Origin of the sequence: Ottowia sp. SB7-C50 (assembly GCF_033110285.1) — a bacterium.
GTDB lineage: Bacteria > Pseudomonadota > Gammaproteobacteria > Burkholderiales > Burkholderiaceae_C > Ottowia.
The window spans coordinates 507,916-523,471 of the sequence record NZ_CP136995.1 but is presented as its reverse complement, the minus strand read 5'-3'; the positions used below and the strand labels follow the sequence as shown (position 1 = coordinate 523,471).

Genomic DNA, 15,556 nt, shown 5'->3' with positions numbered 1-15,556 from the left:
GGTCAGCCTCCGTTCATGGCCAGTTCGCGCTCCAGCACCTTCGGGTCGTCGCGCCAGCGCGCCAGCCATTCCTGCGCCACATCGCCGGGGTAAACGTCCTCCACGCCATCGCGCAGCGCCTTCACGACGGCATTGGCCAGGGTCTCTGGCGCCAGCTTGGGGGGCGGCAACTGCTGGTTCCACTCTTCGTCGATGGGGCCGGGAAAGACGTTGATGACGCGAATGCCCGCCGGCCGCATCTCGGCACGCAGGCACTGCGCCAGCGAATACGCAGCGGCCTTCGACGCCGAGAAAGTGCCGTGCGGCGGAAAGTTGGACAGCGCGTATACCGACAGCAGGTTGACCCAGGCGCTGGCATGGGTGACGCCATCCGCCGCGCGGCCCTTGAGTGCCGGACCAAACTCCTGCGCCAGGCGCAGCAGGCCCAGGTAATTGGTGTCCATTTCGGCGCGCGCGACATCGGTGCCGCGCCGTGCGGCAATGCCAAAGCCTCGGTGCACTTCGGCGTTGTTGATCACGATGTCCACCTTGCCGCCAATCTCGCCCGCCAGCTCGGTTACCGAGCGGCCGTTGGTCACGTCCAGCGGCACCATGCTTACCTGCGGCAGGCGCGCGAGATCGTCCATGCCTGGCAGCTTTTTCCATGGCTCTGCGTGGCCGGTCCAGACGATGTCGGCACCGGCCTTGACCAGTGACTTGACCAGCGCCTGGCCCACCGCGGTCTTGCCATCGGTCACCAGCACCTTGCGGAATTTCGGGTCAGAAGTCATCTCGCGCAGCATCGGGTCGTCGGCCATGTGAGCCTCGTCTTCAAAAGGGAAAGCGATCAGCACGGCCTGGCCGGCGCGGTCCAGCCGCGCCCCCAGGCGAACGCGTTCAGCGTCTGGCTTCACGGCACCATGCAGATGCGCCATGATGCTGGGGCCGGCATCCAGCTGCACCATGCCCAGCCGCCACGGCAGCCGCTCCCGGAAATACAGGTCGTTGCTGTGGTGCAAGGTCGTGGTGGCCAGCAGTCGGCCGGCGCCGCCTTGTTCGCGCCAGCGCAGTTGGACCGACAGGCAGCGATGGCAGGCTTCGCGCGGCGGGTATTGCACGGCGCCGCAGTCGACGCAGGTTTGCAGCTCGAAGCGTCCGTATGCGGCCGCAGAGGTGAGGCCCAGTGCCACGCGCCCACGCGAGCCTGGCGGCAGGTTGATCTGGGGCGTGCGCAGAACGGGGTTCTTGCGCGGGGGGCGCATCAGCGGCATGGTCATCCGGCGGCTCCCAGAATGACGGCGCCGGTGCACAGGCAACGGTCATAGGTCACCATGCCGAAGCCGCACACCAATCCGGTCATCGCATCCGGCACGCTGCGCTCGCCGGCTGTGCCCGTCAGTTGGCGCAGCGCCTCGACCATGCCGAGAAAGCCCCCTGCGGCACCCGCCTGCCCCACCGACAGCTGGCCGCCGCTGGTGTTGTTGGGGAAGGCGCCGTCCCAGGTGAGCGTCTTCTGCCGCACGAAGGCTGGCCCCTCGCCCTTTTCGCAGAAGCCAAGATCCTCGAAGTGCATCATGACCACCACCGGATAGTCGTCATAGGTCTGGATGAAGTCGATGGCGTCCGGCCCAATCCCGGCCATGGCGTAAAGCTCGTCCCGATCCACGCGCCAGCCACCGCGCAGCATGATGGGATCGTCGGCATAGGCGTTGTGCCGCTCGATGGCGCCGCGCACCTGCGCGTAAGGCAGGCCGAGGTCACGCGCGCGCGCTTCGCTCATCACCAGGAAGGCATCTGCCCCGGCACATGGCATCACGCAGTCGAACAGGTGCAGGGGCTCCGAGATGGCCTTGGCCGCCATGTATTCGTCCAGCGTCAGCGGCTTCTTGAACAGCGCGTTGGGGTTGCGCAATGCGTTGGCGCGCTGGCTGACCGCGATGCGGCCGAAGTCCTCGCGCGTAGCGCCAAAGGTGCGCATGTAATGTGCGGTGATCATGGCGAACACCGAGTTGGGGCCGCCCGATCCGTACGGGTACGTGGCGTCGCGCGCGAACTGGCTGAAGCCCCCCAGCGTCTGTCTGAACGAATCCACGTGGTTAGTGTCCGCAGCGACGCAAGCCACCACGTTGGCATCGCCCGCCTGCACGGCACGCGCCGCACGGCGCAACGCCATCACGCCCGACGCGCCGCCAGTCGGCAGGTGGTCCAGCCAGCGCGGGCTCATGCCCAAGTGCTGCGTGACGCCAACCGCGGTGTCGGGCGCCAGCGAAAAGCTGCTGACCGCCAGGCCATCGATGTCCGCCTTGTCGATGCCGCTGGTCGACACCAAGGCCTTCACCGCCTGGCCCAGAAACCAGTGTGCACCCTCGGTCGCGTAGCGCCGGTACGGCACCGTGATCGGCACGGCCACGGCCACGCCTTCATAGCCGCGACGCAGGATGGGATGGGCCATGATTCCTCAGCGCACCAGCTTGTAGCCTGCCGCTTCGCGGTCCCAGGTAGCGGCGGTGACGCCGCGCTCACGCAGCTTGAATTTCTGCACCTTGCCGTTCTCGGTGGCTGGCAACTGGCGCACAAATTCAACATAGCGCGGCACGGCGAAATAGGCCATGCGCGGCTCGCAGAACTTCATCAGCTCGATTTCGTCCAGCCGGTCGCCCTCGCGCACCACGATGGCCGCCATGACCTCGTCTTCGGCCAGTTCGCTGCGCACCGGATACACCGCAGCCACTTCGATGCACGGGTGGCTCATCAGCACCTGTTCGACCTCGTAGGACGAGATGTTCTCGCCGCGGCGCCGGATGGCGTCCTTCAGGCGATCAACGAAGCGGAAATAACCCGCTTCGTCGCGTATCACGCGGTCGCCCGTGTGAAACCACAGGTTGCGCCAGGCCTCGACGGTCTTGTCGGCCATGCCGAAGTAGCCGGTGGCAAACGAAAAGGGCTCGTCGGCGCGCAGCACCAATTCACCCGCCTCGCCGTGCGGCAGTTCGTTGTCCTGCTCGTCCACCACACGGGCTTCGAAGCCGGCGCGCACGCGGCCCATGGTGCCCGCGCGTTGTTCGCCCAGCGTGGCGCCGATGACGAAGTTGGTCTCGGTCGAGCCGTAGCCTTCCAGCAGTTGCATGCCGAAGCGCTGCGTGAACTCGCCCAGGAACTGCGGCGGCACACCCGGTGCCAGGGCCACACGCACGCGATGGGCGTTGTCGCTCGGTCCCGGATCGCGCGCCAGCAGAATCGGCACCATCGCGCCCAGCACATAGGTGACGGTGGCCTGGTGGCGCGCCAGCGCATCCCAGAACGCCGACGCGGAAAAGCGCTTTTCCACCACCAGGGTCGAGCCGGTCAGCAGCGCCTGGAAGAACGCGTTAAGCGCGTTGGTGTGAAACAGCGGCAGCGTGGTGTGCAGGATCTGGCCCTCACCAATACCCAGCAAGTGCGCGCTGTGCACGCCCCACCAGAAATACTGCGCGTGCGGGCAGCACACGCCTTTGGACAGGCCGGTGGTGCCGGAGGTATAGAGAATCGCCAGCGTGTCACCCGGCTGCACGGTCGCAGGATCGACCGCCGCACCGGGCTGCTCGGGAAACGGGTCGACCACCAGGCCCGCGCCGACACTGGGCTCGGCCGTGTTGGCATCCACCAGCCAGACGCGCTCCAGCGCAAGGGCATCGCCCTCCAGCTGCCGCACAGCGGCCAGCCCTTCAACTTCGGTCACCAGCAAGCGTGCGCCCGAGTTGCCCAGAATGTGGCGCAACTGGGCGCCGCGCGCCGCGACGTTGATGGGCACCGCCACCGCGCCCACCCAGGCACAGCCCAGCAGGGCCTGCATGAACTCGGGCCGGTTGGAGCACAGCAGCGCCACCCGGTCGCCCGCCAAAATGCCGGCGCGGCGCAGTGCACCACCGTAGGCCGCAGCGATCTGCCGCACCTCGGCATAGCTCCAGCGCACATCGCCAAACACCAGCAAGGGCCGATCGCCGTATTGCGCGGCCTGCCGTGCAAGCATGACCGGCACGCTGCGATCGGGCGGCGCGAACAGGGACGACAGCGGTGGCAGCAGGCTCATCGGCACCGCCTCATGGAAACAGGCAGATGTTGCCAAATGCCGCGTCGCAGTTGATCAGGTCAACGCGCTTGAGCGCGATGCGCAGAGCCCCTTCCACGCGCACCAGATCGTGCGTGGCCCAGCCGGCGAGCAGAAACTGGTCGTCCTTGCGCGTCTCGACGTAGTGGAACGACGTGCGCAACTGGTAGCGGCCCGCGGCATCGTCGCGGCTCAACACTTCGGGTTGCTGCAGCAAATGGTGGCAGCGGCTGGGCGGCTGCTGCGAATAGGTGCGTGCGCCCGCCAGACGTTCAATGCGGATGCCCAGCAGCAGCTTGTCTTCCAACATGAGCGAGGTGTGCAGCTTGACGTCCGTCTGGCCGTGAGACAGTGGCATCCAGTACCTGCCGTCGTCGGCAAACAGGTCAAGCCATTCGGTGTAGCGCGCCTGATCGAGCAGGCTCGCTTCGCGGTAAACAAACTGCACCAGTTCGCGCTCGATGACCAGGGTCGAATCCAACATCAGCGTGCTCATGTGTGTACCCCCGCCGTCATGAAACGCGCCCAGGCCTGAAACTGATTGCGCATCTGGCGCTCGCTGGTGCCGTTGACCACCGCCTCGGGCGTGTCGGGCTCACCCGGCTCCAGCAGCCGCGCCACGTTGATCCAATCTCGTCCGCGGGCCTTGAGAGCCTGCTGGGCACGTTCGTACATCTCCAGGTCGTCGTGGCCCACCACCGACGTGGGCGCGTTGATGAGCCGGTTGTACATGCAGGTGCGCTCCAGCAGCAGGTCGGGCGCGCCCACCAGCCGGAACGTCCACGATTCGACCAGCGTGCGGTCCACCGCGACCGGCTTAAACACCCGCAGCGTCTGGATCGGCCCCTTGACCATGATGTTGGGAAAGTACACCGTGTTGTGCCGCACGTCGCCCAGGATGGCCTGGGCGCGCTCTTCGCCATAGGCAGCCACCATTTGCTCCCAATAGCCTGGCACCGGCGAATAAGCGGCGTGGATCGAGTCGGCCACGCCGGTGTGGCCGTGCCCGTTGTCCCACACGCGGATGCCCATCTTCTCGAAGAATTCGTACGGGCTCATAAACGGCGCGAACTGCTCCACCGCCATGGGCTTGGGCGTGCCTTCGGGCGCGCGGCTCCATACCGCTACCGCCGTGCCGGCCGACGACTCGTGCGCCACCATGGGATGGCAGGTGTCGGTCTGGTTGTCGACCAGCATCTTCCAGTTGCAGGGGTGCATGTAGCGCAGCACCCCGCCCGCCACTTCCAGCCGGCCTTCGGGTGAGCGGTCGACCATGTTGTCGATGGTGGACAGCGACGCGCCAAAGAAGTCCTCGAACGAAATACCCTGCGGGGCCAGTCGGCAGAACACGAAGTCGCGATATACATGCACAGCGCCTGCAGCTGCCATGCCTTTGCTGGCCTCACAGTCCTCGAAGCCCGTGTTCTCGTAGCCCTTGCGCAGCGGCAGTGAAAGCAAGGACCCATCGGTCTTGAACGTCCATGCGTGATACGGGCAACGAAAGAACTTGCCGGTGTTGCCGCAGGTGCCGCCCGCCACCTGCACACCCTTGTGCGGACAGCGGTTGACCAGCACGCGCACGCTGCGGTCGGTATGGCGCACCATCACCACCGGCTCGGTGCCCACGGTGGTGGTGAAATAGTCGCCCGGCTGCGGCACCTGGCTGGCGTGGCCCACATAGACCCATGTGTTGGCGAACAGCTGCTCCATCTCCAGATCGAACAACTCAGGGTCGATGTACAGGTCCTTGTGCACCTCGCCAGGGCGCACCAGCGCCTGGATGGCTTCGGGGTTGTCTCGGTACTTGTTCATGGGTCGCTCCCTCAAAGGTCGAGCACCAGTCGCCGGCCCTTGGCCCGCGATACGCAGATCTGCATCACGTTGCCGGCGGCGCGCTCGCTGGCCGTCAGCACGTAGTCGCGATGATCGACCTCGCCCTCGATCACCGGCAACGCGCACACGCCACACTCGCCGCGCTTGCAGTCGAACATCGGGTCGCACCCGGCATCGATCAACACGTCCAGAATCGACCGGTCGGTCGGCACCTCGAACCGCTGGCCGCTTTGCGCCAGCTCGACCTCGAACACCTGGTCGCCTTGTTGGACCACGGGCGGTGCGAACAGCTCGAAATGCACGCGCTCGGGTGGCCAGCCGAGTTGTGCAGCGCGCGCCAATACGGCGTCGAGCATCGGCTTGGGACCGCACACGTAAACCTGCTCGTGCGCCGCGCAACGCGACAAGATCGCCGCCACATCCAGTGGCCCGCCCGCGTGCTGATCGACATGCATCTGCAGATCGTCGCCCAGCAGCGCCGACAACTCGTCCTGGTACGCCAGCGACTCCGTGTCGCGCACGGCGTAATGCATGCGCAGCGGCCGCGCTTGGGCGCGCAGCCGCGCCGCCATGCTGACCAGCGGTGTCACGCCAATGCCGCCCGCCAGCAGGACGGCAGCGCCCGCATGGTCGTGCAGGGGAAAGTCGTTCTTGGGTGTCTGCACCTGAACCACATCACCCTCTTGCACCTGCTCGTGCATGTAGCGAGAGCCGCCGCGCCCGGTGTCGTCTCGCCGCACAGCGATGCGGTAGCTGCTCGGTGAGCCGTCTTCCCCGTCCTTGGTGTCGATGAGCGAATAGTCGCGCCAGTCGGAGGCACCCGCAGCCTCGACCTGCACGCGAATGTGCGCACCGGCGGTAAAGCCGGGCAGCGTGGCGCCATCGGCGGCACGCAAGACCAGTTCACGCACCCAGGGGTTCAGGCTGCGAATGCGGGTCACCACCAGGGCAAGCTGATCCATGGCATTTCTCATAAAGCGGGTTTCAGGCCCGAAAGCGCCGCGCCAAGCGCTACGCCCCCTTCGTCGGCCAGGGCAGCGTCGCGCAAGTTTCGCAGCGTGTGCGCCGCCGCGGTGGGCTGTTCGAGCGCAGCGCTCAATACGGCGTTGAAATTGTGCCAGCCGCGTTCATGCGTGCCGCCATAACCTTTCAGCAGCCGCTGGCAGCGCAGGATTTCGATGGCCAGCGGCGCATCGATGCGCGCCGCGTTCACAGCCTGTGCCAACCACTGCTCGATGCGCTGGTTTTCCAGCTGAAAGCGACGCGTGCCGCGCCGCCAGCGCCTCAAGCCGGCCAGCCCGTAGAGCAGCAGAAAACCCGTCAGCGAGCTGGTCCGCACGACACTGCCATCCTGGGTGACGCGCTCGATCAAGCGACGCAGCGCCCCGCTCCCCTCGACCCAGCGCGCCAGCGACGGCGGCAAGGTGTCGCAGATTTCCTGCATGCCGGGCTTGAGGAATTCCTGCACCTGCACCAGTTGCCCGGCCGTGCGCCGCGACTCATCATGCACGCGCGCCAGCCGCGCGGAGCGGGTCTTGAGATCGGCGACGCGAATGGTATCTTCGTAGGACATCCACAACGCCAGATGACGCGCGGCCTCGACCTGAACCGACGGGACGAATGCCAGTGACTGCAGGCGATCCAGATAGAGCGCGGCATATGCCACGTCCTGGTAATCGACCAGCCTGCGCACGCCCTCGGTGACGAGTGAGCGGGCATCGGCGGGAAATTGCTGCACGCGTGCGACCAGCGCCGCCACGCCCGGATCGGTTTGCCCGGGCGATGACTCCGTGCGCGGGCCGCTGGCGCGCGCAGGCTCTGTTATCGAATCATTCTGGCCGTTGGCGCTTGCCAGACCTGCGCGGAACGCTCTCAAACTTGCAGCAACCGCGACATCGCCGCGTTCGATAGTCGCTTCGAACGCCTGCGGCTCGAACGGCAACGCCTGCGCACCGGCCAGCGCGCCGAACAGCACGGCGCTGATCACGCTGCCCGCCTGTTCTGCAGTGCGCGCCATGTCGAACACCACCAGCCGTCGGGCCGCGCGGCGGCTCTGCTCGATTAGCGCCGCGCTGTCCACGCGCGCGTCTCCCATGGCCATCTTCTCGCCAATGGCGTAGACACGGTGGGTGGAAGCAATCAGTGTGGTGCGCTCGGGCGTCACCAGGCCGCGCTCGACCGCGCGCGCAGCCTCCATGGCCTCGGACGCCAGCACCACATCCACGTCGCCCGGCAAGGGCATCATGGCCAGCACCGGCGCGCGCCCGTCCGCGTCGGCGGCGGCGCGCGGGTACAGCTCCAGGTAGTAGATGGTCGCGCCCGTGCGCTGCGCCACGCCGGGCACCGAGGTCGTCTGCGCAATATGGCCATTCTGCTCAGCCAGGTCGACAATCCAGTCGGCCAGCACGCCACCACCTTCGCCGCCCATGGCCAGGATGGCGATCTTGATCGGCTGCGCGCTCATGGCGCCACCTCGGGCCAGGCCAGCCGCGCGCGCCGTCGTTCGGCGCGGCGCTGCAAGCGCGCAATCACCGCCGCGCTGAGGCGGGCGCGCCAGCGCTCCCAGCGGCTGGGGTTGCTGATGATGCGCGTCTGGTAGAACGACGGGCACAGCACCGCAGCGTGCGCCACCTCGCCGCACAGGCCGCAGCCGACGCAGGAATCGAGCACGGTGGCGACCGGGTCGGTGCGCAGCGGATCGGGGTTGGGCTTGATCGACAGCGAGGGGCAACCCGACAGGCGGATGCAGGAATGATCGCCGGTGCACACATCAGCGTCGACACCGAAGCGCTCGCGCACCACGCGCTCGCCCGCGGCGGCGGCCTTGGCCTTCAACGGCTTTTCGCGGCGCTGCTTGTTGAGCATGCACTCGCTCTGCGCGATCAGCACCTTGGGGCCGGTCTGCGGCGTGGTCAGCGCCTCGCGCAGCGCCTTGACCATGCCGCCCAGATCGTAGGTGCGGCGCAGTGTGCGCACCCAGGTCACGCCGACACCGCGCACTGCCGCCTCAATGGCGTGGCCCGTGCTGCGCGTGGGGTTCGCGGCGGCGGACGACAGGATGTCCTGCCCGCCTGTGGCCGAGGTGTAGCTGTTGTCGACCACGATGGTCAGGTTGTCGCTGCGGTTGAACACCGCATTGGCAATGCCGCTGGTCAGCCCGTTGTGCCAGAAGCCGCCGTCGCCCATGACGCTGATGGCGCGCTTGCCGGCCGGCACGGTGAGTGCCGCCGCGCCGGCCGCGCCCAGGCCGTAGCCCATGGTGGTGTTGCCCAGGTTGAACGGCGGCAGGATGGAGAACAGGTGACAGCCGATGTCGGCACTGACGTGATGTTCACCCAGTTCGCGCTCGACCAGCTTCATGGCGGTGAAGATGGGGCGCTCGGGGCAGCCGGTGCAAAAGCCAGGCGGCCTTGCATGCACCGGGGCCGCGGGCAATGCGGATGCGGCCTGCACCGGAATCTGCCGCTCGGGCAGCCGGTAGTCCACAGGCGCGCTGCGGCCGACGCGTGCCAGAAAGGCCCGCACGCCGCGCATGACCTGCGCCGCCGTGTATTCGCCCGCCTTCGGCAATACGTCTTTGCCATGCAGCGCGGTGGTCGAACCCTGCTGGCGCAGGATCGCGGCCACGTTCTGCTCGATGAAGTTGGGCTGCCCTTCTTCGACCATCAGCACGGCGCGCTTGCCTTCACAAAAGCGCACCACTTCCTCGTCGACCACGGGATAGGCCACGTTCATGACGTAGAGCGGTACCTGGCTCTCGCCATAGATGTCGGCCAGGCCCAGGCGCTCCAGCACGCGCAGCAGCGTGTTGTAGCTGCCGCCCTGCACGATGATGCCGATGTCGTCGGCGTGCTCAGAGAAAAATTCATTCAGCTGATGCTCGGCGATGAAGCGCACCGCCGCGGGCCAACGGTCGGCGATCTTTTCCTGCTCGTGTTGAAAGCTGGCGGGCGGCAGCACGATGCGGCTGACGTCGCGGCGCGGCTGGTCCAGCGCTTCTTGCAGCGTGAACGGGGAGCGCTGGTTGTCGCTGGCCACGAACTGCCCGTGCACGTGGCAGGCGCGGATGCGTAACTGCAGCATCACCGGCGTGTGGCTGGCTTCCGACAGGGCAAAGCCGTCCTTCACCGCCTTCACGATCGACGGCAGGTTGGGCCGGGGGTCGAGCAGCCAGATCTGCGACTTCATGGCAAAGGCGTGGCTGCGCTCCTGCATGATGGACGAGCCTTCACCATAGTCCTCACCCACGATGATGAGCGCGCCGCCTGTCACCCCGCCCGACGCCAGGTTGGCCAGCGCGTCGGACGCCACGTTAGTACCCACGGTGCTCTTGAAGGTGGCCGCGCCGCGCAGCGGGTAGTTGACCGAGGCGGCCAGCGTGGCGGCGGCGGTGGCTTCGCTGGCGCTGTTCTCGAAGCGGATGCCATGTTCGGTCAGGATGTCCTGCGCGTCGGCCAGCACGTCCATCAGGTGCGAAATGGGCGCGCCCTGGTAGCCGCAGACGTAGGCCACGCCGGATTCCAGCAAGGCCTTGGTCACGGCCAGGATGCCTTCGCCCCGGAAGACTTCGCCTTCGCCCAGGCGCAGCTTCTTGACCTCTTCAACGAAAGACCGCTCAGCCATGGTGGTTGCAGTGCGTAGACAATCGACTTAATTCATCCAAATGAATATAAATCGCACTGTATTCTTGATGCATCTAAATGCATATACGCGGCGGGTAGGGACTTTCCCGAAGGCACGCGACCCTCTCGTTTCAGTTGATGCCCCCTGTCACGCCAGCCCCCTGCGAACGGACTCCCGCCTTCGTGGACGATTACCTTCCCGCCCTTCTGGCGCAGGCGAGCCAGCTGATTTCGGGTGAATTCCATCGCATCGTGCTGGCGCATGGCTTCACCGTCACGGAGTGGCGCGTCCTGGCATCGCTGGCAGGCGGCCGCGCGCTGTCGACAGGCGAACTGGCCCGCGTCTCCGTCACCAAGCAGCCCACTGTCACGCGCATCATTCATCGCCTGGTGGAGCGCGGCGAAGTCGTGCGCATCGACGACGCGAACGACCGCCGCGTCACGCTGGTACGCATCACCGACCAAGGCTCGAGGCTGGTCGCCCAGTTGATCGCCCTGGCGCGAGAGCACGAGGCCAAAGTGCTACAGCCATTCGGATCAGAGCAGTCCGCCGCATTGAAACTGGCCCTGCAACGGATCATCGCGCTGCATCCGCCCGATGGCATGCCTGCAGCCGATTCCTGACAAGCAGCGCCTCCATCCGCGCACGGATTCGGCGCACCCAGCGCTCAGCGCCGCTTCAAACCAAAGGCACAATCATGGCTGTGGCCGGCCGTCTGGAGGCTGCGGCTCTCAACCAGCGTTATTGGAGGTTTAGCAATGCTCTACAAGTTCAAGTCGTCCGTGTGTGCCGAAGTCATCATGTTGCAGCCCAACGCGGAAGAGTTGCTGAAGATCATCGGCAAGGCGCCGGGCGCCACCGGCATCATCACCAAGGACCAGATTCCGGGCGCCATCGAGGCGATCAACAAGGAAATCGCCGCCCGCGAGGCTCAGGCGCAAGGACAAGGCGCGTTCGACGACGAAAAGCTGGACGAAGATGCCGTGGCCAAGGGCGATGGCGTGTCGCTGCGCCGCCGTGCCGGGCCGTTTCTTGACCTGCTGAAGCAAACCGTGGCCGCGGGCAAGGACGTCGTCTGGGGCGTGTGACGCCCCTCTGAATCGAACAATCGCATCGGCCTGGCAAGGCTGCCCGCCAGGCCGCGCTCAGGCGCGGCAGCCGACCGGCTCAGTCGACCTTGGCGCCCGAGGCCTTGACGACCTTGGCCCACTTGGCGTGTTCGTCGGCGATCATCTTGGCAAACTCGGCCGGTGTGTTGCCGCCGGGAATCGCTCCCTGGGCCTCGAGTTTTTCGCGCACGGCAGGTGACGCCAGCGCCTTGGCGCTTTCCTGCTGAATGCGCGACACGACGTCCGCCGGCGTGCCAGCCGGTGCCAGCAGGCCAAACCAGCTGCTGGCCTCAAAGCCTTTCAGCGCAGGGCCGCCGGCTTCTTCCACGGTCGGCACGTCAGGCAGTGCGCTGGAGCGCCTGGCGCTGGTCACCGCCAGCGGCTTGAGTTTGCCGCCCTTGATCTGCTGCATGGACGACGGCAGGTTGTCGAACATCACGTCCATGTTGCCGCCCACCAGGTCCATCAGCGCCGGGCCGGAGCCGCGGTAGGGCACGTGGGTCATGAAGATGCCCGTCATGTGCTTGAACATCTCGCCCGCCAGATGGATCGAGGTGCCGTTGCCGCTGGACGCCATGTTCAGCTTGCCAGGGTTGGCCTTGGCGTACTTGATGAAGTCCTGGACGTTGTTGATGCCGAGTTGCCTGGCCTTGTCGGCGTTCATCTCCATCACGTTGGGCACGCCCGCCACCAGCGTCACCGGCGCGAAGTCCTTGATCGGGTCGTACGGCAGCTTGGGGTAGAGCGCGCGGTTGATGCCATGCGTGCCCACGGTGCCCATGAGCAGGGTGTAGCCGTCGGCCGGCGCTCGCGCGACGATCTCGGCACCGACGTTGCCGCCCGCACCGGCGCGGTTGTCGACGATGAACTGCTGCCCGAACGCCTTGCTCAGCTCGGGCGCCATTGCGCGCGCCAGGATATCGGTGGTGCCGCCGGCGGCAAAGGGCACAACGATCTTCACCGGCTTGTTCGGCCAGCCCGACTGGGCCCAGGCCCCCGTGCTGACGCAAGCCATGGCCACCGCGCTGGCCGCGAGGATGGAGCGGCGGGAAAGAAGGGATTCAAGACGCATGGCGGTCTCCTAGCGAATGAAGGGATTCGATCAGCGCGCGGCAACTCTGTCCGGCCACGCAGCCCAGTTGCTGCGCCAAGGCGTTGCAGTGGCTGACGACGCCATCGTGCAGCGTGCTGCGCGCCTCACCTATTCTGGCCGAGCTGTGGGCCACCGTGCAGGCCGCGATGCCATGGCCCTGCAGAAACGACAGCGCGGCCAGGCCCGCTTCGTCCTTGCCCACGCCGGCGTCGTTGAACACCGCCAGCAACGGGCGCGCGGCCAGCGCGTACTGCGCCGAACTGATGCCGCCGTGCGATCCGCTGACCGCGATGCAGCCAGCGTCATGCGGCCGCAGTTCGGTGATCGAGTCGACCACGCGCAGTGCGGCGGTCATCGGTCAGCGATCCGGCCGCAGACCACCGCGCCCACCGGCGCAGCGTTCATGCCAGCAACGTGGCTCAGTCGGCGTACTGGCCGGCGGCCTTGATAACGGCGCCCCATTTGGCGACTTCGGCCGCCACGAACTTCTTGTGCTCGGCCGGGTTGTTGCGCGCGTCGTGCACCACCACGGCGCCCAGGCCTTCTTCCTTCTTGATGAAGTCGGGGTCTTTCAAGGCCACCTTCAGCGCGTCGTTCAGCGTCTTGACGACGGCGGCCGGCGTGCCCTTGGGTGCGTACAGGCCGTGCCAGATCGACACGTTGAAGCCCTTCATGCCCGCCTCGTCCAGCGTCGGCAGGTCCTTGTAGACCGCCGGGGTGGTGATGCGCTTGGCCGTGGTCACGGCGTAGGCCTTGATCTTCTTGCCTTCGACCTGGCTGGTGGTGTTGGTGGTCTGGTCGCACATGATGTCGACCTGGCCGCCGATCAGGTCGGTCATGGCGGGTGCCGTACCCTTGTAGGGAACGGTGGTCATGTCGGTCTTGAGCGCGTTCTGCAGCATCAGCCCGCACAGGTGGGATGCGCTGCCCAGGCCCGCGTTGGCCAGGTTCAGCTTGCCCTTGTTCTGGCCGATCCAGGTGTTCAGCTCGTTCCAGTTGTTGGCCGCCATGGCGGGCTTGGCCACGACCACCATCGGCACCTCATTGATCAGGCCGAGGTATTCGAATTCGTCGTACTTGTAGCCCGGGTTGCGGTACAGCGTGGGCGTGGTGGCCATGCCCACGTGCGTGACCAGCAGTGTGTAGCCGTCTGGCGCTGCGCGGCCGGCCTTGGCGGTGCCAATGGTGCTGCCCGCGCCAGCCGCGTTGTCCACCACGATGGTGGCGCCGCCCAGCGGCTTGCGCAGCGCTTCGGCCAGGTCGCGCGCCACCTTGTCGGTGGGGCCGCCAGCGGCGAAGGGCACGATCAGCGTGATCGTCTTGCCGGCGGCGGGGAAAGTCTGGGCCTGCACGCCCACGGCCAGCAGTGCGGCACCGGCGGCAACGGTCAACTTGAACAGCTTGGTCATTTGGCGGAAGCTCCTTGTAACAATGGCGAAAAAACAGGAATAGTACCCACGGATAACGCGCCGGTATATCCGGGGGGTGTACTGATGCCCATCAGGGATAGCCCCACCCTTGCAAAGCGCCCTTTCAGACCCAAGGGCGCCGGGTTTCATTGGTAGCTGCGCGCGTCTTCGATGACCTTGCCGTCGTTGGGCAGGCTGCCGGGCGCCACCACCTCCACTTCGCCGCGCAGCTTGGTGACGTCGCGCACCGCCTCGGCCACGCGCTCGCCCAGCCCTTCGGCGCTGGCGCATTCCACCAGCAGCTTCATCCGGTCGTTGGCCATCTCGCCACTCACCACCAGGCGGGCGCGCCCGACTTCGGGGAAGCGCTTGACGATCTCAGCCACCTGGCCCGGGTGCACGAACATGCCGCGGATCTTGGTGGTCTGGTCGGCCCGGCCGAGCCAGCCCTTGATGCGCGTGGCGGTACGCCCCGTGGGACACGGCCCCGCCAGCACGGCAGACAGGTCACCCGTGCCGAAGCGCACCAACGGGTAGTCGGGGTTGAGCACGGTGACCACCACTTCACCCACTTCGCCTTCGGCCACGGGGTCGCCGGTGCCGGGGCGCACGATCTCGACGATGACACCTTCGTCCAGCAGCAGGCCTTCGCGCGCGGCGGTCTCGTAGGCGATCAGGCCGCAGTCGGCGGTGGCGTAGCTCTGGTAGATCGCCATGCCACGCTCGGTAAACCAGTCGCGCAGGCTGGGCGGGAAAGCCTCGCCGCCCACCAGCCCCTTGGTAATGCTGGACATGTCGGTACCGGTTTCGGCCGCCTTTTCCACCAGGATGCGCAGGAAGCTGGGCGTGCCGATGTAGGCGTGGGGCTTCAGTTCGGCAATGGCTTGCAGCTGCTGCTCGGTCTGGCCGGTGCCGGCCGGGAACACGGTGCAGCCCACCGCGTGCGCCCCGCTTTCCATGATGAAGGCACCGGGCGTCATGTGGTAGCTGAAGGCGTTGTGCGCCAGCTCGCCGGCGCGAAAGCCCGCCGCGAACATGGCGCGTGCGGCGCGCCAGTAGTCGCGCGCCGTGCCTTCGGGTTCGTAGATGGGGCCGGGGCTGGCATACAGGCGCGGCATGGCGGCGCCATACCGGATGGCCGCGAAGCCGCCGAAAGCGTCACGCCCCGCTGCGCGCGACGCCTGCTGGCGCGCCAGCAACTCGCTCTTGCGCGTGACCGGCAAGCGCGCCAGCGCGGCGCGCGAGGTGACGCTGGCGGCATCGACGCCCGCCAGGATTTCGCGCATCGCCGCGCTGTGCGCCTGCGCATGGGCAATGTGCGCCGGCAGCGCCGCCATCAGCGCGGCTTCGCGCACGGCAGGGTCGCGGGATTCGAGGGCGTCGAAGAATTCGGTCATGATGATGCTATTGATTACGTAGCTAA

The 15,556-nt window shown here is 66.8% G+C and carries 14 protein-coding genes; 2 read left to right on the top strand and 12 right to left on the bottom strand.

Translation table 11 applies throughout. The annotated features are described in order from the left end of the window. Positions 1 to 2: 2 nt before the first annotated feature. From R0D99_RS02540 to R0D99_RS02505, 8 genes are read right to left on the bottom strand one after another with little or no spacing between them, the layout of a single operon-like run. Positions 3 to 1,256, bottom strand: coding sequence for an SDR family NAD(P)-dependent oxidoreductase (locus R0D99_RS02540; RefSeq protein ID WP_317749810.1), 1,254 nt, complete (start codon positions 1,254 to 1,256; stop codon positions 3 to 5). Beyond that, entirely contained in the window at positions 1,253 to 2,431 is a 1,179-nt protein-coding gene (locus R0D99_RS02535) for a thiolase family protein (protein WP_317749809.1), read from the bottom strand. Before R0D99_RS02535 ends, R0D99_RS02540 begins: the two co-directional genes overlap by 4 nt. A 6-nt stretch (positions 2,432 to 2,437) precedes the next feature. Then, the gene (locus tag R0D99_RS02530) at positions 2,438 to 4,048 is read right to left on the bottom strand and encodes an ATP-dependent acyl-CoA ligase (protein ID WP_317749808.1); all 1,611 of its coding nucleotides are present in this window, start codon (positions 4,046 to 4,048) and stop codon (positions 2,438 to 2,440) included. A 10-nt stretch (positions 4,049 to 4,058) separates the two neighbouring features. Next, positions 4,059 to 4,550 carry an aromatic-ring-hydroxylating dioxygenase subunit beta gene (locus tag R0D99_RS02525; protein ID WP_317749807.1) on the bottom strand — a complete coding sequence of 164 codons (492 nt, stop codon included), beginning with the start codon at positions 4,548 to 4,550 and terminating at the stop codon, positions 4,059 to 4,061. A gap of 8 nt (positions 4,551 to 4,558) precedes the next feature. Further along, positions 4,559 to 5,878: an aromatic ring-hydroxylating dioxygenase subunit alpha gene (locus tag R0D99_RS02520; protein ID WP_317749806.1), complete on the bottom strand. Its 1,320-nt coding sequence runs from the start codon at positions 5,876 to 5,878 to the stop codon at positions 4,559 to 4,561. An 11-nt stretch (positions 5,879 to 5,889) separates the two neighbouring features. Continuing rightward, positions 5,890 to 6,861, bottom strand: a complete 972-nt coding sequence (locus R0D99_RS02515; protein ID WP_317749805.1) for a PDR/VanB family oxidoreductase — start codon at positions 6,859 to 6,861, stop codon at positions 5,890 to 5,892. An 8-nt stretch (positions 6,862 to 6,869) separates the two neighbouring features. Beyond that, the gene (locus R0D99_RS02510; RefSeq protein ID WP_317749804.1) at positions 6,870 to 8,363 is read right to left on the bottom strand and encodes an indolepyruvate oxidoreductase subunit beta family protein; all 1,494 of its coding nucleotides are present in this window, start codon (positions 8,361 to 8,363) and stop codon (positions 6,870 to 6,872) included. After that, positions 8,360 to 10,522, bottom strand: a complete 2,163-nt coding sequence (locus R0D99_RS02505; protein ID WP_317749803.1) for an indolepyruvate ferredoxin oxidoreductase subunit alpha — start codon at positions 10,520 to 10,522, stop codon at positions 8,360 to 8,362. The genes R0D99_RS02510 and R0D99_RS02505 overlap by 4 nt, the downstream gene beginning before the upstream one ends. A gap of 182 nt (positions 10,523 to 10,704) precedes the next feature. Here R0D99_RS02505 and R0D99_RS02500 point away from each other — a divergent pair, with 182 nt between their 5' ends. Together R0D99_RS02500 and R0D99_RS02495 are read left to right on the top strand one after the other, a co-directional pair. Further along, positions 10,705 to 11,145, top strand: a complete 441-nt coding sequence (locus R0D99_RS02500; protein WP_317749802.1) for a MarR family transcriptional regulator — start codon at positions 10,705 to 10,707, stop codon at positions 11,143 to 11,145. A gap of 135 nt (positions 11,146 to 11,280) precedes the next feature. Continuing rightward, complete coding sequence (locus R0D99_RS02495) at positions 11,281 to 11,610, top strand: DUF1840 domain-containing protein (RefSeq protein WP_317749801.1); 330 nt, start codon at positions 11,281 to 11,283, stop codon at positions 11,608 to 11,610. Between the two features lie 79 nt (positions 11,611 to 11,689). Here the strand turns inward: R0D99_RS02495 and R0D99_RS02490 are convergent, their stop codons facing one another. The 4 genes from R0D99_RS02490 to R0D99_RS02475 form a co-directional block, all read right to left on the bottom strand. Continuing rightward, positions 11,690 to 12,646, bottom strand: coding sequence for a tripartite tricarboxylate transporter substrate binding protein (locus R0D99_RS02490; protein ID WP_317751184.1), 957 nt, complete (start codon positions 12,644 to 12,646; stop codon positions 11,690 to 11,692). 46 nt (positions 12,647 to 12,692) lie between these two features. After that, positions 12,693 to 13,079, bottom strand: a complete 387-nt coding sequence (locus R0D99_RS02485) for a hypothetical protein (protein ID WP_317749800.1) — start codon at positions 13,077 to 13,079, stop codon at positions 12,693 to 12,695. A 64-nt stretch (positions 13,080 to 13,143) separates the two neighbouring features. Continuing rightward, positions 13,144 to 14,133 carry a tripartite tricarboxylate transporter substrate-binding protein gene (locus R0D99_RS02480; protein WP_317749799.1) on the bottom strand — a complete coding sequence of 330 codons (990 nt, stop codon included), beginning with the start codon at positions 14,131 to 14,133 and terminating at the stop codon, positions 13,144 to 13,146. A gap of 146 nt (positions 14,134 to 14,279) precedes the next feature. Further along, positions 14,280 to 15,530 carry a phenylacetate--CoA ligase family protein gene (locus R0D99_RS02475; protein ID WP_317749798.1) on the bottom strand — a complete coding sequence of 417 codons (1,251 nt, stop codon included), beginning with the start codon at positions 15,528 to 15,530 and terminating at the stop codon, positions 14,280 to 14,282. Positions 15,531 to 15,556: the final 26 nt, after the last annotated feature.

Coding starts and splice junctions, on each gene's coding strand:
- R0D99_RS02540 (WP_317749810.1), bottom strand. CDS start 1,256: ATGACCATGCCGCTGATGCGCCCCCCGCGCAAGAACCCCGTTCTGCGC.
- R0D99_RS02535 (WP_317749809.1), bottom strand. CDS start 2,431: ATGGCCCATCCCATCCTGCGTCGCGGCTATGAAGGCGTGGCCGTGGCC.
- R0D99_RS02530 (WP_317749808.1), bottom strand. CDS start 4,048: ATGAGCCTGCTGCCACCGCTGTCGTCCCTGTTCGCGCCGCCCGATCGC.
- R0D99_RS02525 (WP_317749807.1), bottom strand. CDS start 4,550: ATGTTGGATTCGACCCTGGTCATCGAGCGCGAACTGGTGCAGTTTGTT.
- R0D99_RS02520 (WP_317749806.1), bottom strand. CDS start 5,878: ATGAACAAGTACCGAGACAACCCCGAAGCCATCCAGGCGCTGGTGCGC.
- R0D99_RS02515 (WP_317749805.1), bottom strand. CDS start 6,861: ATGGATCAGCTTGCCCTGGTGGTGACCCGCATTCGCAGCCTGAACCCC.
- R0D99_RS02510 (WP_317749804.1), bottom strand. CDS start 8,363: ATGAGCGCGCAGCCGATCAAGATCGCCATCCTGGCCATGGGCGGCGAA.
- R0D99_RS02505 (WP_317749803.1), bottom strand. CDS start 10,522: ATGGCTGAGCGGTCTTTCGTTGAAGAGGTCAAGAAGCTGCGCCTGGGC.
- R0D99_RS02495 (WP_317749801.1), top strand. CDS start 11,281: ATGCTCTACAAGTTCAAGTCGTCCGTGTGTGCCGAAGTCATCATGTTG.
- R0D99_RS02490 (WP_317751184.1), bottom strand. CDS start 12,646: ATGGCTTGCGTCAGCACGGGGGCCTGGGCCCAGTCGGGCTGGCCGAAC.
- R0D99_RS02485 (WP_317749800.1), bottom strand. CDS start 13,079: ATGACCGCCGCACTGCGCGTGGTCGACTCGATCACCGAACTGCGGCCG.
- R0D99_RS02480 (WP_317749799.1), bottom strand. CDS start 14,133: ATGACCAAGCTGTTCAAGTTGACCGTTGCCGCCGGTGCCGCACTGCTG.
- R0D99_RS02475 (WP_317749798.1), bottom strand. CDS start 15,530: ATGACCGAATTCTTCGACGCCCTCGAATCCCGCGACCCTGCCGTGCGC.